At 68.3% G+C, this 18220-nt stretch carries 11 protein-coding genes; 7 read left to right on the top strand and 4 right to left on the bottom strand.

What is annotated here, in order from left to right; all coding sequences use genetic code 11:
- The first annotated feature begins 66 nt into the window (after positions 1-66).
- Together fabI and OXG83_03470 are read left to right on the top strand one after the other, a co-directional pair.
- Positions 67-912: an enoyl-ACP reductase FabI gene (fabI, locus tag OXG83_03475; protein MCY3964078.1), complete on the top strand. Its 846-nt coding sequence runs from the start codon at positions 67-69 to the stop codon at positions 910-912.
- A gap of 192 nt (positions 913-1104) precedes the next feature.
- A complete protein-coding gene (locus OXG83_03470; GenBank protein MCY3964077.1) occupies positions 1105-1758 on the top strand; it encodes an outer membrane beta-barrel protein in 654 nt (217 codons plus the stop codon).
- Between the two features lie 30 nt (positions 1759-1788).
- Here OXG83_03470 and OXG83_03465 read toward each other — a convergent pair whose 3' ends face one another.
- Genes OXG83_03465 through aceA form a run of 3 tightly spaced genes read right to left on the bottom strand, consistent with a single transcriptional unit; the run spans position 1789 to position 7861 of the window.
- Positions 1789-3003: a M20 family metallopeptidase gene (locus tag OXG83_03465; GenBank protein ID MCY3964076.1), complete on the bottom strand. Its 1215-nt coding sequence runs from the start codon at positions 3001-3003 to the stop codon at positions 1789-1791.
- Positions 3000-5615 (bottom strand): zinc-dependent metalloprotease, encoded by a 2616-nt coding sequence (locus OXG83_03460; GenBank protein ID MCY3964075.1) that lies wholly within the window; start codon positions 5613-5615, stop codon positions 3000-3002. The genes OXG83_03465 and OXG83_03460 overlap by 4 nt, the downstream gene beginning before the upstream one ends.
- Positions 5612-7861 (bottom strand): isocitrate lyase ICL2, encoded by a 2250-nt coding sequence (gene aceA, locus OXG83_03455; protein ID MCY3964074.1) that lies wholly within the window; start codon positions 7859-7861, stop codon positions 5612-5614. Before aceA ends, OXG83_03460 begins: the two co-directional genes overlap by 4 nt.
- A 202-nt stretch (positions 7862-8063) precedes the next feature.
- On the opposite strand from aceA, the gene OXG83_03450 reads away from it, so the two are divergent.
- From OXG83_03450 to OXG83_03430, 5 genes are all read left to right on the top strand, one after another.
- On the top strand, positions 8064-9764 hold the full coding sequence (locus OXG83_03450; protein MCY3964073.1) for a thiamine pyrophosphate-binding protein: 1701 nt from the start codon (positions 8064-8066) through the stop codon (positions 9762-9764).
- Between the two features lie 162 nt (positions 9765-9926).
- Entirely contained in the window at positions 9927-10628 is a 702-nt protein-coding gene (locus OXG83_03445) for a (2Fe-2S)-binding protein (protein ID MCY3964072.1), read from the top strand.
- 15 nt (positions 10629-10643) lie between these two features.
- Positions 10644-13094 carry a xanthine dehydrogenase family protein molybdopterin-binding subunit gene (locus OXG83_03440; GenBank protein MCY3964071.1) on the top strand — a complete coding sequence of 817 codons (2451 nt, stop codon included), beginning with the start codon at positions 10644-10646 and terminating at the stop codon, positions 13092-13094.
- A 61-nt stretch (positions 13095-13155) separates the two neighbouring features.
- Positions 13156-14160: a xanthine dehydrogenase family protein subunit M gene (locus tag OXG83_03435; protein MCY3964070.1), complete on the top strand. Its 1005-nt coding sequence runs from the start codon at positions 13156-13158 to the stop codon at positions 14158-14160.
- Positions 14161-14167: 7 nt separating this feature from the next.
- Positions 14168-14986 carry a cytochrome b/b6 domain-containing protein gene (locus OXG83_03430; protein MCY3964069.1) on the top strand — a complete coding sequence of 273 codons (819 nt, stop codon included), beginning with the start codon at positions 14168-14170 and terminating at the stop codon, positions 14984-14986.
- Positions 14987-14991: 5 nt separating this feature from the next.
- Here the strand turns inward: OXG83_03430 and OXG83_03425 are convergent, their stop codons facing one another.
- Positions 14992-17898: a carboxypeptidase-like regulatory domain-containing protein gene (locus tag OXG83_03425; protein MCY3964068.1), complete on the bottom strand. Its 2907-nt coding sequence runs from the start codon at positions 17896-17898 to the stop codon at positions 14992-14994.
- Positions 17899-18220: the final 322 nt, after the last annotated feature.

Below are 18220 nucleotides of genomic sequence, written 5' to 3'. Positions count from 1 at the left end.
CGTTGTAGCCCCTGACCGTGCCCCGGGGCCAATCCCGACTATTCGGCGTGTAGAATCCCGCCGCCCGTGACCGCGCCCGAATCACCTCCCGCCGACTCCTCGCCGGGATCGCCTGCCCCGGGTGGGCTGCTGGCCGGTCGTCGCGGCCTGATCGTCGGGGTCGCGAACAAGCGATCGCTGGCCTGGGGCATCGCGGGGCGCGCCCACCGCGAAGGCGCGGAGCTCGCGTTCACATTCCAGGGAGACGCCCTCGAACGTCGTGTCCGGCCGCTGGCCGAGAGCATCGGGTCGACCATCGTCGAGCCGCTCGACGTGACGGACGACGCTCAGATCGAAGCCATCTTCGCCACTCTCGCGGAACGCTGGGGCCGACTGGACTTCCTCGTCCACTCCGTGGCGTTCGCCAACCGGGAGGACCTGCTCGGCCGCACGGTCGACACCTCCCGCTCCGGCTTCGCCACCGCCCTGGACATCAGTTGCTACTCCCTGATCGCGCTCGCCCGAGCGGCAGAACCGCTGATGACCGACGGCGGAAGCGTGATCGCGATGACCTACTACGGGGCCACCAAGGCGACCCCCAACTACAACGTGATGGGCATCGCCAAGGCGGCCCTCGAGGCCTCGATCCGCTACCTCGCCGTCGACCTCGGCCCGAAGAACATCCGCGTGCACGGCATCTCCGCCGGCCCGGTGAGGACGCTCGCCGCTTCCGGCGTCTCAGGGATGCGCGGCATGCTGAAGGCAATGCCGGAGCGGGCACCACTCGGCCGCAACATCACGGTCGACGACGTCGGTGCCACGGCTGCCTACCTGCTCTCCGACCTGAGCGCAGGAACCACCGGCGGCATCCACTTCGTCGACGCCGGGTTCAACATCACCGCGATGCGGCATCCGGACCGGAAGACGAACTAGCGGCGCGGGAAACTCTGCCGATCCGCGTGCGTAAACCGGAGCAGGGGTGGAGCGGCATGCTCCTCTTCGTGCGCCGTCGACTGACTACCTCCCCAGTGGACAGCAGCACGCCGCTCCACTCCTCTCGAACACACAGCGAGCGCCGGCCCGAAACTTGCAGTTTCGTCTCTCCTGCCCCTCATAGGAGAAACGATGACCAAGGCACGCCGTCACCTGCACAGGACACTGTCCGTCACCGCCGCACTGGCCGCCCTTCTGGCCACGGCGACCTCTGCCGCCGAAGCTCAGAAGCCGCGCTTCGAGATCACGCCAACCTACGGCCACAGTTTTCTAGGCGGCTTCGAGATCGACGACCTCGAGTTCGGGCGCCTCGACCTGGAGATCGGCGATGCCGAGGCTCACGGTCTGATCGTGGGCTTCCCGGTCCGGCGGAACCTCCACATCGAGCTCCATTGGAACGAACAGGACACGAGCTTCGGACTCGACGAGGGGCCGTTCCTGGGTGCCGCGGATCTCGGCACGATGAACGTGACCTACCTCCACGGCGGCGTCGCCTGGAGCGCGCCCCTCGGCCTGGTTCGCCCCTTCGCATCGCTCACCGCCGGCATCACCCGACTCTCGCCGGATAGCGACTTCCTGCCGGAGACCGAGAACCGCTTCTCCGTCGGTCTTGGCGGTGGAGCGAAGATCTTCTTCACGGACCACTTCGGTCTGCGACTCGAAGGCCGACTGCTGGTGACGAGCACGGGCGACGAGGACCTTTGCTGCTACGACTGCTGCTACGAAGGAGAACGAGACGACCTGATCCAGGCCGTCGCGAGCGTGGGTCTCATCTTCGCCTTCTGACGAACAACCGCCGGCGGCGCAGGAGGCGCCCTAGCCGCCCGCAAGCTCGGCCGACGCCCGGCGCGACGCCGCGGCGAGCAACGCGCCGCCGACGAAGATCGCCTCTTCGGCCGGCGCGAAGTAGGGCGTATGGGCGCCCACGACCGGATCGTCGGGCAACCGCGCGCCGACCCGGATGAAGCACCCGGGGATGCGCTCCTGGTAGAAGGCGAAGTCCTCACCGCCCATGTTGGCGGCCGGCAGCGGCTTGACCGATTCGGCGCCGATCACCGAAGCGGCGGCCTCATGCGCCCAGGCCGCGGCGCGTTCGTCGTTCAGGACCGCCGGCGTTCCCTGGAGCATCCGGATCCTGGCCTCGAGCCGGCAGGCCGAAGCCACCGATTCGGCCACGTGCCTCACTTCGTCCGCCAGCAACTGGCGGATCGCCGGGTCGAGCGAGCGCATGGTGCCCTTGAGTACCGCCCGATCGGGAATCACGTTGTGAGCCGTTCCCGCCTCGACGGCGCCGACTGTGACCACCGCCGGCTGGTCGGGCGGTACCCGCCGGGTCACGACGGTCTGGAGAGCCGAGATCACCTGTGCCGCGCCGACGATCGGATCCAACCCCTGGTGCGGCCTGGCTCCGTGAGCGCCCCGGCCGACCAATTCCACCTCGAACCGGTCGGCGGCCGCGCCCACCGCCCCCGGCTGGATCATCGCCTGCCCGATCTCGAAGGTGAGGTCGACGTGCGCGCCGAAGATCGCTTCCACATCGTCCAGGACGCCGGACGCCAGCACCGCCAGGGCGCCCTCGCCCGTCTCCTCCGCCGGCTGCAACACGAGCAGCACGTCCCCCGCCGCCGGCTCGGCCTGAAGCAGTCTCGCCGCCGCCACCGTCCACGAGGCATGAACGTCGTGGCCGCAGGCGTGCATCACGCCCTCGTTGCAGGACGTAAACGGCAGCCCTGTGGCCTCGGTGATCGGCAGCGCGTCGATGTCGCCGCGAACCGCGACCGGTGGCGCCTCGGGGTCACGGCCGCGGATGCGGCCGACCACGCCGGTGCCGGCGACCCGAACGACCTCGTCGATGCCGAGTTCCACCAGCGTCTGCTCGAGCCGGGCCGCGGTGCGCTCTTCCTGGAGCGAGAGTTCAGGGTCGGCGTGGAGCGTGCGCCGGAGGTCGACGAGCTCGGCCTGCGCACTGGCGGTGTAGAGCCTCGCCACGACCTCGGGCAACCGCAGCGCTGCGGATGGATCGCCGCTCATTGCGGCAGCACAAAGGCCGAAAGGGATTCCCCACCGTGACCCACACCGCAGCCGATCGGCGAGCCGTCCGGCGACCGCAGCGGCGCGGGCAGTTCCACCGAGCCCGGATCCTTGAGAAACCGCTCGATCAGCCACCCCCCGTAGGTCCGATGCGCCCGCTCCGCGGGCTCGTCCGTCTCGCCCGGGTTCTCCTCCAGCCATCGCCCTAGAGCTGACAGAGCGGACCGCGCCTCGGCGCGCACCTGGAACGATCCCGACCGCGCCGGCACGACCGGCCAGTCGAAGTTCGGCGGCATGGCGACGGGGACGCCCGCCGCGAGCGCCATCAGGCGCCGCAGGGCGGCGAAGTCGACCGCCCGGCCGACTTCTCCGGTAAGGCCCGGCGAAGGATCGGCACGCCAGGTCACGGCCAGCACCCGCTCGATCACGGCGCCAAGAGCCGGCTGTTCCGCCGCCCGCGCGTGGTGGTCGACCAGCCGGGCCGCCCGTTCGCCATCGAAGACCATGGCGAACGTCAGATCGGCCGCCATCTCAGCCGCGCCAACCGGGTCGAACGTCAGACCGGCGCGCGATGGCAGGTGCTCCCGGCCCCGGCTGCGGCCCGGAGGGGGCGGCGGAATCAGGTCGAGTATCCGCTGCGGCAACGTGAGTTCGGCTGGATCGACCGTCCGTAGCAGCGCGTCGAGTGCGTCGAGCTGAATCGCCGGCGGCAGCAGCGACGCCGGTGCCCTGCCGTCGCCCCGCACCGCGTAGCTGTAGTCGACGCCACCGACGGTCTTCGCCGCCGCCTCGATCTGGTACCGGTGCAGCAGGTAGAGAGGCGTCAACACGTCCTCCAGTTCCGACAGCGGAGCGCCGACCCGGATACTGCGCTCGGAGAAACGCCCGAGCGCGGCCCGCCGCACCGACAGGAGTCGGCGCAGCTCCTCCGCCGCGGAACGGCCGTTGTCCCAGAGGTGGGCCAGGGGATGCGCGCCGCCCGCCGGCCGCGCGTCCTCATCGCTGATGTAGTGGAGGCCGGCGTCGATCGTTCCCTGCAGGATCGCGTCGAGCTCGGCTGCCTCGTCCGCACCGTCGGGGAAGTCGGCGTAGCCGTACAGAACCGTCCGCTTGTCCCACTCGCCGACGCCGACGTCGTAGGCGGCGCTCAGGTCGATCGTCCCGTCTTCGCGCAAGCGGGCCAGCGGATGCGGGTAATCCATGACCGACTCGCGGCCATCCGGTCCGTCCACGCTGGAGGCGAAGTTGTGCATCAGACCGATCGTGTGGCCGACTTCATGGGCCGAAAGCTGACGCAGTCGGGCAAGCGCCATCTCGGTGAGCGCCTCGGTGGACGAGTCCGCGTCCTCGTACGGCGAGACCAACCCCTGGGCGATCAGGAAGTCCTGCCGCACCCGCAGGGAACCGAGCGTCACGTGACCCTTGAGGATCTCGCCGGTACGCGGGTCGGTGACCCCGCCGCCGTAGGACCATCCGCGGGTCGACCGGTGAACCCACTGGATCACGTTGTAGCGGACGTCGAGCAGGTCGGCGCCCTCCGGCAGGAGTTCGACCCGGAACGCGTCGATGTAGCCCGCGGCCTCGAACGCCTCGTTCCACCAGCGGGCGCCGTCGAGCAGCGCGGAGCGGATCGGCTCCGGCGCGCCGCGATCGAGGTAGTAGACGATCGGTTCGACCGGTTCGCTTCGCTCGGCGCTCGGATCACGCTTCTCCAGCCGATGCCGGTCGATGAAGCTGACCTCGAGCGGCTGTTCGATCGGGGTCGCGTAGTCGAAGTAGCTGGTCACATTGAAGCCGGCACGGGGATCGGCGCGCCGGGGTTCGTAACCGGGTTCGGGCAGCGCGACGAAGGAGTGGCGGATTCGCAACGTCACTGCCTCGGGCGACGGTGCGACCTGGCTCACCCAACTTCCCGGACCGCGGTCGGACCCGCGCAGTACGAAGGTTTGCGTGCCCTCGAGTTCCGAGTTGCGCGGAAAGGCGGCCACGCCGGGGCGATGAATAGCCGACCGCGACGCGTCCAACTGGTAGCTCCCCTGCCCACGCTGGTGGAGCCGCGCCACCACGCCGTGCGCATCCCGGAGCACGAAGTCGGTCGCATCGACCAGCACGGAACCGTCCTCGGCCTCGGCCTCGACTTCGAAGCCCCAAAGCACGGAACGAGCGAAGGCATCCGCCACCGCGCGGCGCTCGTCCTCGTTGTCGCTGATCGCCCGGTAGCGCGTGTTCTGGTGAACCAGAAGCACCTTCGGCCCGACCCGTTCGAAACGGGCCAGGTGGGTGCGCCCGAGCTGACCCCGGTCGAGTCCGATGTCGTTCGATCCCAGGCCCGCCGACAGCGACTGGATGTAGAGCAGATCGGCATCGAACGCTTCGACCCGCAGGAAGAGCCTGCCGGCCCGGCTGTCCCAGAACAGGTCGAGGAAGCCGGCCAGATGCTCATGACCCTCGGTGGCCTCAGCGACAGACGGGGGTTTCTGCGACTCCTTCTTCTGCTGCTCCTGCCCCACCAGCGCCTGAGCCCAGAACGCGACCGCCAGGCCCACGACCGCCGGCAGGGCCCGGGCCGCGGCCGCGGAACCGGGCGAGCCGGGGGCGGCGGCCGGGATCACGAAGCGGCCCGCACCGGTACCGGCTCGGTCTTCTCGATCAACGCCGTGAGCGCTTCGCGGTCCGGTTCCGCCAGTTCCTTCAACCGTTCCCGGTTCACCGCCGCGACGATGATCTCACCGACCTCGGTGTTCGCGCTTTCGAAGATCCCCAGTTCGATCATGCGCCGGGTCTGGTGCTGGTTGTCGTCGGTTGGACTGACGTAGTGCACCCAGACCGCGCCGTAGCGATGGATCAGGAACACGTGGATCAGCGCCATGAGCCGCCGCCGCCTCAGGTCGAGGTCGAAGGTGTTCTGATCGCGCACCGACAGGATCATGCGCTCTCGGCGGTCCCGGATAGGCGCGAACACGACGTTCGCCGCCTTCGACTCCTCCCGTCCGTTCTGCGCCATGACGTTGAGTTCCAGGAGCTCGGAGCCGGCGACGTGAGGCCGGAGTTCCACTCGCAGCAGCTCGTCGACGTCGTACTTCCCACGCCAGAGTTCCAGCCACTCCTCGAGCAACCGCGGCGGCACCTCGGTCTGCGCCAGGTGCTGGACATGGGTCGACCCCTTGCCCATCGCCTTGGTCGTCGCCGTATGGCCGGTCGCGGCCGAGAGCCCGCCGTCGAGCCGGGCGCCGCCGACGAGGGCCTGCGGCGTCCGATACGGCGACCCCACCAGGCGCAGCTTGCGCTGCAGCCGGGCCAGGGCGAGCATGCCGTCCTCGCGCAGGGCGGTGGCGAAGTCCTCGGCCGCCAGACCGTCGACCTGATGGCCGCCGTAGGTGATGAAGTTGAACACGAAGCCGAGCTTGCCCAGTTCCTCGGGGAACTTCTTCATCTCCTCGTCGGTCATGCCGGTCGTGTCCCAGTTGAAGGACGGCGACAGGTTGTAGGCCAGTAACTGATCCGGATACACGGCGTGAATCGCCTCGGCGAACCGCCTGGCATCGGCCAGATTCGCGGTCGCCGTCTCCATCCAGATCAGGTCGGCGTACGGTGCCGCGTGCAACGAACGGGAAATCGCGTACTCGATGCCGCCCCGTATCTGGTAGTAGCCCTCGGGGGTCCGCGCCATCTCGGCGTCCCAGACCAGGTTGATACCCATCTTGCGCGCCCTGGCCGCCGCCTCTTCGACCGACACGGAGTGGGCGAACTCCAACCACTCCTCCACCGTGAACTCGAAGACGGCGCCCTCTTCTTCGCGGAACGCGATCACCTCCGCCACCGCCTGCGGGTAGGTCTTGAGCCTCGCCTCCAACTGCCAGGCATCGAGAAAGCGGGCCATCGTCTCCTCGAGCACGGCCTCCATGTCCGTTCCGCCGCTCTGGCCCGTCTTCCGGTAGGAGGACTCGAGCTGCTCATAGACGCCGGCGCCGTCCAGCCAGACGTCGGCGCGGTGATAGGCGGCCTCCGAGATGTCGTAGAGCCTGTGACCGCGAACCTCCTCCGCGCCCAGGGAGTTCAACCGCCGGAGAATTGCCAGGGTCGCCGTCTTGCAGCTCGGCAGATCGAAGTTCGTAGCCCCCAGAATGAAGGCCTGATCTCGTTCGTCGCCGTTGCCGTCGATGAACGTCGCGGCCTCGGAGTCAGTGCGTCCAACGATGATTCCCGGCACTCCCATCACATCCAACTGGAAGCGGGCCGCGTTGAGACGCTTGTTCTGTTCGTCCTGCGCCACAAGGACCTTGCCCGCCTGATGGCCGCACTTCTTGACTCCGGGCTTCTGGTCCTCGATGTGGTAGCCGGGCACGCCCACTTCGACGAAACGGCGGATCAGATTGCGCACGTGCTGTTCACCGCCGTGACCCGTGTCCGCGTCGGCGATGATGAACGGCCGGAAGTCGGTCGCGGGAGTCGCCCGCTGCTCCTTTTCACTCATCCGCGAGCGGACGAAGGCCTGGTTCTTGTCGGCGGTGAGCAGGGCGCGCACGACCACCGCGGCCTCGTCGGGCACCTGACTCAACGGATAGCTGGCGAGATCCGGTCCTGGATCCTCAGTGATCGAGCCCTTGGCCGAAGTCGCCCAGCCACCGATGTAGATGCCCTCGATCCCCCGCCGCTTCATCGCCACCGCCTGGCCCGGGGAGTAGGGGCCGAAACTCGTGATCGATTTCCTCTGGTCGAACAGCTCCCGCAGCCGCGCGTGGAAGGCCACCGCGGCCTCCCGCGCCACCGTGTGGTCCTGCGGAATCGTGCCTCGCTGCGCCGCCACTTCGCGCGCGGTGTGGAGCCGCCTGATGCCGTGAAAGCGATCACCGCCCATGAATGCAGCTGCCGCCACGGTCTGCTGTTCAAGTGTCCCGTTGCCTGTCTTGCCGCTAGCCATTGCCGTCATCTCCATCCGGCTCGTTGTGGATGCCCCCGAAGGGCCGGAAGGAGCTAACCGTAACACCGGAAGGGCGCTTCCGGCGATGTCAACACGGCCGCTCAGGAACGACCCTTTCCTCCTGCTACCCTCCACGCCCATGAGCCTGCCAGCGATCCGTCCCAAGCACAGTCCCCAACGCGGCGGAGACGTCCTGCTCGAGACACTGACCGAGTACGGCATACCGTTCCTGTTCGGCAATCCCGGCACCACCGAGAGTCCGCTGATGGACCGGCTTGGGGACCACCCGGACCTGCGCTACGTCCTCGCCCTGCACGAGTCCGTGGCGCTTGGCGCCGCCCACTACTACGCCCAGTCGACCGGGGTCACCGGCGTCGTCAACCTGCACGTGGCGCCAGGACTCGGCAACGCCATTGGCATGCTCTACAACGCCTGGGAAGCGAACACCCCGATGGTCATCACCGCCGGTCAGCAGGACACCCGCTCCCGACTCCGCGAACCTCTGCTCGGACACGACCTGGTGGCGATGGCCGATCCCCTGGTCAAGTGGAGCGTCCAGGTCGAGCGTGCCGACGAGTTCGCGCCGATCCTCCACCGGGCCTTCAAGGTCGCCCACGACCCGCCGGCCGGACCGGTGTTCGTCGCCCTGCCGCTGAACGTCCTGGAGGAAGAGACTTCGGAGCCGGTCCGGCCGCTCGGCGACCTCTACAGGGCGCCGCAGCCGGAAGCGGCCGCGGTCGCCCACATGGCCGACGTGCTGAGCCGGGCGCGCCAGCCGGCGATCGTGGTCGGAGACGGTGTCGCCCGAAGCGACGGCCAGCAGGAATTGGTGGCCCTGGCCGAGTTCGTGGGCGCGGGTGTCTACCCGGAAGGGCTGATGCAGCGTCTGAACTTTCCGCAGAGCCACCCCTGTTTCCGCCCTCGGATGCCACTCAACCACGCCGGCATCCAGCATGCCCTCGGCGGCGCCGACGTCGTCCTGCTGGTCGGCGGCTCGTTCTTCGAAGAGGTCTGGTTCGACCCGGATTCGCCGTTCGGCACCGAAACCACGGTGCTCCAGATCGAGGACGCACCGGGCCGCCTCGCCTTCAACTTCGCGGTCGAGGTGGGAATGCTCGCCGACCCGCGTGCCGGGCTCGCGGCCCTGCTGGCAGCGCTCGAAGAGTCCGCCGACTCCGGCTTCCGGACTGCCGCCGCGGAGCGGATGGACAAGCTGCGGACGGCCAGCGAGGGCGCGCGGGCCGCGCGCCAGAAGCGGCTGGCCGCCCACTTCGACGACTCGCCCATGTCGCCGGCCCGGCTCATGTCCGAGGTCGCCAAGGCCGTGCCCGACGACGCCGTGATCGTCAACGAGTCGATCACCGCGGGTGGCGACCTGCTCGGATTCCTGCCCGTCGACGATCCCGCCCGCTACTGCGGCACGCGCGGAGGCGGCATCGGCCAGGGGCTGGTGGGCGGCATCGGCGCGTCGCTGGCCCACCCCGAGCGACCAGTCATCGTCTTCTCCGGCGATGGCTCGGCGATGTACTCGATCCAGGCGCTCTGGACCGCCGCCCACTACGACATGCCGATCGTGTTCCTGATCCTGCACAACCGCGAGTACAAGATCCTGAAGATCAACATGGACATCTACCGCGAGCGCTTCGGCATCCCGGCGGAGCGTCCCTACCCGCACATGAACCTGACCGAGCCGGAACTCGACTTCGTCGAGATGGCCGCGGGAATGGGCGTCCCGGGACGAAAGGTCGAGGACGCGGCCGAGGTGGAGGGAGCGGTCCGGGAGGCCTTCGCCACCGGCGGTCCCTACCTGCTCGATGTCATCATAGGCGGCCGTGTTTGAGCCGTTTCGAAGCTCCCGAACTGGTTCACGGACACCTCGGCGGGGCCGCTTCGCGGGGTTCGCATGGCCGCCGGAATCATGTTGTATGCTCGCTGGCGCGAGCCAGCCACAACAAGAGGGCAGCACCCTTGACCACCACCCGCCTGACGGAGGTTGGAGACCATGGATGAGCTGAGAGAAGACGTCTTCCTTCAGGACGACCTGCTGGAGGATCTGCGAGAAGAGGGCCTCGAACTCGAAACGGAGGAAGCCGAACAAGGCTCGGGCGAGGGCCTCTCCGACGTCACGAGGCGGACCTTCATCCAGGGTTCCGTCGCCACTGGCGCCGCCGTGTCGATGGCGGGCGGCAATCTGCTGCAGCCCGATGTGCTGCGCGCCGCGACCGAACCGGTGGCCCGGACGATCAACCTGAGCGTGAACGGCGAGGCCCACGAGCTCGAGGTCGAGCCGATGGACACGCTGGCCATGGTGCTGCGGTTCAAGCTGAATCTGACCGGCACCAAGCTCGGCTGCGACCGGGCCGAATGCGGCGCCTGCACCGTGCTGATCGACGACGTGCCCCACTACGGCTGCTCGATCCTGGTTCACCAGGTTCGCGACCGTGAGGTGACGACGGTCGAGGGGCTCGAGCAGGACGGCGTGCTCCACCCGGTCCAGCAGGCGGTGCTCGACGAGATGGGCTTCCAGTGCGCCTTCTGCGCCCCCGGCTTCATCATGAGCATGGCCGGCCTGGTCAAGGCCAATCCGAACGCCACGCGCGCGGATTGCCAGAAGTGGCTCGCCGGCCACATCTGCCGCTGCGGCGACTACAACAAGATCCTGAACACGGCCGAACGCGCGCTCGAGAACGCGCGGTCCGCCTGAGCTGAGGAGTACAGCATGGCCAAGACTCTTGTCGGCACCGACTACGCTCCACCCGATCTGATCGAGAAGATCACCGGACGCGCCAAGTACGCCGAGGACTGGCGTGAAGAGGGCATGCTCTTCGCGAAGCAGTTGCTCTCGCCGATGCCGCACGCGCGGGTACGGAACATCGACGCCTCGGCGGCTCTCGAGATGGAGGGTGTGGAGGCGATCCTCACCGCCGACGACCTCGCCGAGTTCATGGGCGAGCCCGGGGCGCTGGACGAGCGCGCGCTGACCAACCACCCCAAGTACGAGGGTGAGCCAGTGCTCGCCGTCGCCGCGGTGAACGAGAAGATCGCCGCCGACGCGATCGAGAAGATCAACGTCGACTTCGAGCCGCTACCGTTCGCGCTCGACCCGCTGCACTCGATCGCGCCCGGCGGCCCGAACTCGCTGCCCGACGGCAACACGATCGTCCGCAAACGCACCGACACCGGCGTCGAAACGGTCTCTGAGCGGGTCGAGTGGACGGCCGAAGACCTGGCCACGGGGAAGGGCACGAACGACGAGAAGGGCAAGATGCCCGAAGGTGTCTTCCAGGACGAGTGGACGAACGGCGACCTGGAGAAGGGCTTCGCCGACGCCGACTACATCATCGAGGAGCCCCTGTTCTTCCAGTCGGTCACCCACCATCCGATGGAGCCGCGCAGTTGCATGGCCCACTGGGACGGCGACGTCTGCCACCTCTACCCCTCGACCCAGAGCGTCGCCTTCACGGTGCTCGCGGCCCAGGGGACGATCGGCGTGCCGCCCCAGAACCTCGTCGTCCACGCCGAGTACACCGGCGGCGGCTTCGGCAGCAAGATCGTCGGCACCAGCAACATGGCGGTGCCGGTCTACCTCGCCAAGAAGACGGGCAAACCGGTCCTGCACCGGGTCACCCGCTACGAGGAGAACTACATCGGCCGCGCCCGCCCCGGTTTCCAGGGCTGGGCCAGGATCGGCTTCAAGAAGAATGGCCGCATCTCCGCCTTCGACTGGGCGGTGATCCAGGACAACGGCCCCTACGGCCGGCAGAGCGACATGGGCACCTCGGGCAACCTGGTGTCGCTGATGTATCAGCCGGAGAGTGTCCGTCATCGCGGGCTTTCGATCGTCACGAACACACCGCCGCGCGCTCCGCAGCGGGCGCCGGGCGGCGTTCAGATGTCGGCCATGGTCGAGCCGTTGCTCGACCGCGCAGCCGACCACCTCGGCATCGACCGGCTGGAGATCCGGAAGATCAACATCGCCAGGAACGGCGCGAAGTTCGGGGCCCAGGAAGGCCGTAACGTCACTACCGCCTATGTCACGGAGGCCTGGGACAAGCTGGCCGAGATGGTCGACTGGGAGGACGCCAAGGCGCGTAGCGGCCAGATGAACGGTTCCAGGATCACCGGCGTCGGCATCGCCAGTTCCGCCTACACTGCCGGCTCGAGCGGCTTCGACGGTCTGATGCTGATCACTCCCGAAGGCCGGCTCGAAATCCACACGGGCGTCGGCAACCTCGGCACCCATTCCTACTCGGACACCGCGCGCGTCGCGGCCGACCTGCTCGACGTGCCGTGGGAGAAGGTGGACATGGTCTGGGGCCAGACCGGCGAGGGCATTCCCCACACCTGCGTCCAGGCCGGTAGCCAGACCACGCACGCGATCAGCCGCGCGATTCATGCCACCGCCACCGACATGAAGACGAAGCTCCAGGAGATCGCCGCGGCAACTCACGGCGGCTCGGCTTCCCAGTACGTCGTCGCCGGTGAGCGCGTCTACCGCCGCGGCAACCGGGCCGCCGGCATGAGCCTGGCCCAGGCCGCGAACAAGGCGCTCGAGATGGGCGGCCGCTACGACGGCACGGAGCTCAACGAGGGCCTGAGCCCGATCACTCTCGGCGGCGCCGCCATCCTCAAGGGCCGGGGCCTGCTCGCCGCGGCCAAGGACAACTACGGCCGCGCAGGCGATGTCTACTCCTGGGTCGTCGCCTACACCGAAGTCGAACTCGACAAGGAGACCGGCGTCATCGAGATGAAGGACTACAAGGTAGTCACCGACTGCGGCACGGTGCTCAACCCCCGCAGTCTGGGCGGCCAGCTCCACGGCGGCGGCGTCCAGGGCTTCGGCTGCGCGGTCGGTCAGAAGTGGGTGTACGACCCGCAGTGGGGCATTCCCTTCGCGAACCGCTTCTACACCGCGCGGCCGTCGACGATCCTCGATGTACCGCTCGAAATGGAATGGGACGCGGTCAACCTGCCGGACCCCAACAATCCGGTGGGCTCCAAGGGCATCGGCGAGCCGCCGATGGGCGCTGGCTGCGCCTCGCTCCTGTGCGCCATCCAGGACGCGCTGGGGCAGGACACGGTCGCCTACCTGCCGCTCATGACCGACCACATCATCAACCAGCTCGAGGGCCGCGAGCAGGACAGCGAGTTCCTGGCCGCGCACACCTGATCGGCTCGGATCGCTAGAGACCGGATCAGCACGAACCTGCTCAGAGGGAGGAAACCACAGCATGGCCGTCATTCACGACATGATCCCCGACTTCGAGCTCTACCAGCCCGACAGCGTGCAGGGTGCGCTCGAAGTCCTCGACCGTCACCGCGAGAACGCCTGGGTCCTGGCCGGCGGGATGGACACCTTCGACTGGTTCAAGGACCGGGTGAAGCGTCCGGACGCCGTCGTCGACCTCGGTGGCATCCCGGAACTGTCCGGGATCACGGAGACCGACGGAGGCGTCGAGATCGGCGCGATGACCTCGCTCACCGAGATCGTCGAAAACGACCTGATCCGGGAGCGTTACAGCATCCTGGCCGAGGCGGCCGAGACGGTCGCCACGCCACAGATCCGCAACCAGGGCACCCTGGGCGGCAACCTCGTCCAGGACACCCGGTGCTGGTACTACCGGGCCGGGTGGCCGTGCTACCGGGCGGGCGGGAACATCTGCTACGCGGACACTCCGGAGTCGATGAACCGCGAGCACTGCATCTTCGACGCCTCGCGCTGCGTCGCGGTGACGCCGTCGGACACCGCGCCGGCGCTGATCGTCCTCGACGCCGAGATGGTGATCCGAGGGCGCCGGGGCGAGCGCACGGTCGCGGCCGAAGACTTCTTCGTCGGGCCGGCGATCGACATCACGCGAATGACCGTGCTGCAACCGAACGAGGTTCTGCAGTCCGTTCGCATCCCGGACACCTGGGCCGGCGCCGACTTCTACTTCGAGAAGGTCCGCGACCGGAACGCCTGGGACTTCCCCCTCGTCAACGTCGCCTCGGCCATGCGGGTCGAGGATGGGGTCGTGCAGGACTGCCGGCTTTCCGTCGGCGCCGTCTCGCCGGTGCCGCTGCGCATGGACCGCTGCGAAGAGCTGCTGCGGGGCCAGACGATCAGCGAAGACGTCGCCACGCGGATCGCCGAACTCGGCGTCATCGGCGCCGAGCCGCTCCGCCACAACGGCTACAAGGTGCCCCTGATGAGAAACCTGATCCGCCGGGCCATCCGCGGACAGGCGCCGGTCTAGGGCTCAGATGAATCTCTTTCAGAGGGCCACGAATCCTTGGGGGCAGGACGTCCTCATCGGGATCGACTGGAGTCTGTTCTGGATCGCGCTGATCGCCGGCGGCGTCTTCCTGATCCTGCACCTGGCGCTCCGCCGCCGGTGGATCGGCGAGGAGAAGAAGGCGGCGGCCAACGCCCCTGACGATCCGGGCCTGCCGCAGAAGATCCAGCGTCACAGCCTGGCGTCCCGCCTGTTCCACGGCGTGATGGGCATCTCGATGATCCTGCTGCTGATCACCGGTTTCCTGCCCAAGGTCGGCCTGCAGTTCGCCTGGCTCGAGATCCACTGGATCACCGGCCTGATCCTGACCGCGTCGATCGTCTTTCACATCATCCACGCCACGTTCTTCCAGAGCCTGAAGAACGTCTGGGTCGGAGTGAAGGACCTCGGCGACATGATCCGCGAGATGCGCAAAGCCGTCACCGGCGGCGAGCCGCCCGACAAGCCCGGCAAGTACCCGGCGGCGCAGAAGATGTTCCACCACGCCGCGACCCTGGCCGGCATGGCCGCGATCATCACCGGCATCCTGATGATGTGGCGGATCGAGCAGCCGCTCTGGGCCCAGGACGACTACAAGTTCTTCGGCGACGCGGGCTGGGGCTGGGTCTACGTCCTCCACGGCGTCGGCGGCGTCGTCCTCGTCACCCTGACCGTGGCCCACGTCTACTTCGCCATCCTTCCCGAGAAGCGCTGGATGACGTGGTCGATGATCCTCGGCTGGATCGATCGCAAGGACTACCTCCGGCACCACGATCCGGCCAAGTGGCCGGTCACCGGCGGCAAGTAGACCATTCAGTCCTCGATTTCGACCTCCGCGGCACGCCGCCGCTCCGTCCAGACGGTCCGTACCTGATCCCCCCAACGCAGGGTGTACTCACCCTCCGGCAGGTTGGAGATCGTCTCGCCGACCTCGAACGTCGTCGCGCCGCCGAACCAGAGTCGCAGCCTGCCGAGGTCCCAGCCACCTGGGCCGGTGACCTGCACCGCGGCGGTTGACGGGTCGCCTTCCAGGACGATCGAGGAGTCCGACTCAAAGGGATCGAGGTCGACACCGCGCTCCAGGGCGCGTTCGAGGTCCTGCCAGCCGGTGAGAATCCAGCGGCCCTCCGCCTGGCAAGCGACGCGGACGCGGTCGGTGAGAGGCGGGGTGAGCTTCGTGGTCGCCACGCCGCCATCGATCCGGACGGTCCGCTGCCCTGCCCCCTCCATCTCGACGAAGCAGAAGCCGCCGACTCCACCGGCGAGCCGGATGACAAGCTCGTCGTCGGAGGGATCGTCTCGCAAGTCCAGACGCACCGACTGGCGGTCGTTGTAGTCCCGGAGTTCCACATCGACCAGCTCGGAACGGGAGTGCTGGAACCGCGCCCGTAGCTGATAGGCGCCGGGCGCCAAGTCTATGATCTCGTAACGGCCGCTCCGGCCCGTCACGACCGCCCGGCGGCCCGGGAAGATGTCGACTGTCGCGTGGGTGACGGGTTGCCCTTCGGGATCGACGACGATCCCGTCGATGGACACGCCGCCATAGTGGAAATCCAGCACGATTTCCTCACCGGGGGCGTCCGGCACCATGACCTCGCGCTCCTGTTGCCATCCACCCTCCAGCGTCGAGAAGCGCACTTCCCACTCACCCGGGATCATCGACTCCAGTCGGTACCGGCCCTCGAGGTCGATCGGCGCCGTTCGCTCCAGCGTGCCGCCAAAGACCTGGGTGCGGCTCATCGGCCCGCGCAAGGTCCGAATGGCTCCCCCGCCTTGCGGATTCTCCGCCTTCAGGCTCCAGAGCAGCTCCCCGTTTCCCGGCTGCCCCGCCAGCGTCACGCCACCGGTCACCATCAGCGTGCTGCGATCGCACGTCACCACCTCGTCGCCGGTCCCGGCGTCCTCGCGCCGCTCACAGACCGGCACCCCGTCCTCCATCACCCGAACCCGTAGCGGCTCCTCAGGCACGGCCTCGAACACGGCCTCCCCGCCAACCAGCTTGCCCGTCATCGGGCCCAGCGGATCGTGCTCCCTGCCTGGATCGAGGTGCACCGTCCCGCCATCGACGTCGGAACGCACCGTGATCCGTCGCCCGCGCGAGAGGTCGACGAAGCCGGCATCAACCCACTCGATCGCCACGGCCTCGACCTCGAACTCAAGCGGAGCGAATCCCTCCGCCTCCACCCGGAGGCTCGACGAGCCGAGTTCCAGACCGTGCACCTCGAAGTAGCCTTCGGCATCCGTCGTCACCTCCGCTACCCGTCCTATCGCCCGGGCCATCAAGCCGCCGAACCTGGACGGACGCACGTAGGAGATCCTGGCTTCGGGGACCGGTGCGTACTCGGGACTCACCACGGTCCCGGAAACCCAGGCCGATACGGGCGCGACGATGACCCCCAGGTCGCGCGTCTCACCCGCCGACCCGGAGACCTCCAGCACCCTCCGTCCGGCATTCGCGGCCGTCAGTTCCAGGGTGTAGGCGCCCGGCTCGAGATCCAGGGAGAAGGACCCGTCCGCCGCGAGAGTGCCGGGGCTCATCCGGCTCCCGCCCGCCATTTCCCGGGTCGCAACCAGACGCCCGGCGGCTGCAGGAGTCACGCCGTCAGCCGCGACGAAGACGCCCTCGACCGTGAAGGCCGGCGCCAGCCGAAGCACCAGGGGTTGTTCGGAAGTCGCGCCGATGTCGCCGGCCACATCGACGGGGAGGGCCGCCAGACCGGGTATCGGGGGTTCTTCGCGCGTTGAAGCGCCACCGCCAAACGCGAATCGCGCAGTTCGGTAACCCTTCGCGGCCACCATGAGATCCCGGCTGAAACGGGGCGACACCTGCGCCATTCCCTCCAAATCCGTCGTCGTTCCCTCCCCACCCCCGAACACGGCGCGGGCGCCGGGGATCGGCGTTCCGCGGCTCGCATCGACGACCTGGATCCAGTAGGTCTCGGGCATCCTCAGCACGATCGACCCGAGATCCAGGGAACCCTCCAGATCGAACCCGTCGGAGTACTCCAGGCCTTCGGCGTCGGTTCGCAGGGACGCGGTGCCCCTGGCGAAGCCGGTGAGCGAGAAGCGGCCGTCGGGGCCGGAAAGGCCCAGGTGGCGCTGCATCACGGCAAGCTCGTCCCCCACCCACGACAGACCCAGCAGCCGCACTCCGGCTACGGGTTGTCCTTCCGCGTCGACGGTTCGACCCGTGACGGCGAGGCCCGGACCCAGCTCGACCACCGGCGGCACTTCGTCGAATCGCTCGAACGCCGAGGCGGTCCGGGTGACGTGCGAGACGAGAACCGCGGCGCGTTCCCGCTCGGACACCGTCAGGTCCACCTTGCCACCAGCGTCCGAGATCCCAAAGCCCAGAGGCTCGGGTAGCGCGGGCCGGGTTGAACCTGACCGCACCAGGTACATTCGCGCACCGGCAAGGGGCGCGCCGCCAGCGGTTGCCTGGACCGTGAGGCCTACCGCCTCCCGCAAAGGGAGTTCTACCGATCCCTCTTCAGGGGTGACATCGTGCCAGAGCGAGGCGAGACCTTCAGCTCGCGCCTGGACTCGCCAGGTTTCGTCATCGCGGAGCAGGGAGAACGACCCCGAAGCGACGCTAGTCGTCGGCAGCAGATTCCAGGGCACCTGCCGCCACATCGCCACCGGCGCCGCCACCACCTCGAACCCGGCCGCGGTCGCGGTCCCGTCCGCGGAAGCCTCGTTCGAGGCCTCGGGGACGAGCATGCGGACGCTCAGCGGACTGGTTGAACCAGCACCGGCGCGGCAAGCGGCGGTCGGGCTCTGTCCGGCCCCGAGAAGCCGGGGTGGACAGGAGTCGCTCCACGCCCAGCAGCCAGCCGGCGCCGCACCGCCTGGCGGGATTTCGTCCAGTCGTTCCCATGTCCTGTCGGCGGGCACGGGAATCCCGTCGAGGAAAGCCGGATCGCTCTGCCTGGGGCATACGAACTGGAACTGGTCGCCGGCAGCCGCTTCGTCCTGTCCCGCTGCCGGGACTGCAATCGCTCCAAGCGCGACCAGGAGAAGGAAAGCTGAGGACCGCACCGCC

Source organism: Acidobacteriota bacterium (assembly GCA_026707545.1).
Lineage (GTDB): Bacteria > Acidobacteriota > Thermoanaerobaculia > Multivoradales > Multivoraceae > Multivorans.
Note: the sequence above shows the minus strand (reverse complement) of the source record. Positions and strands in the feature narration are given on the sequence as shown.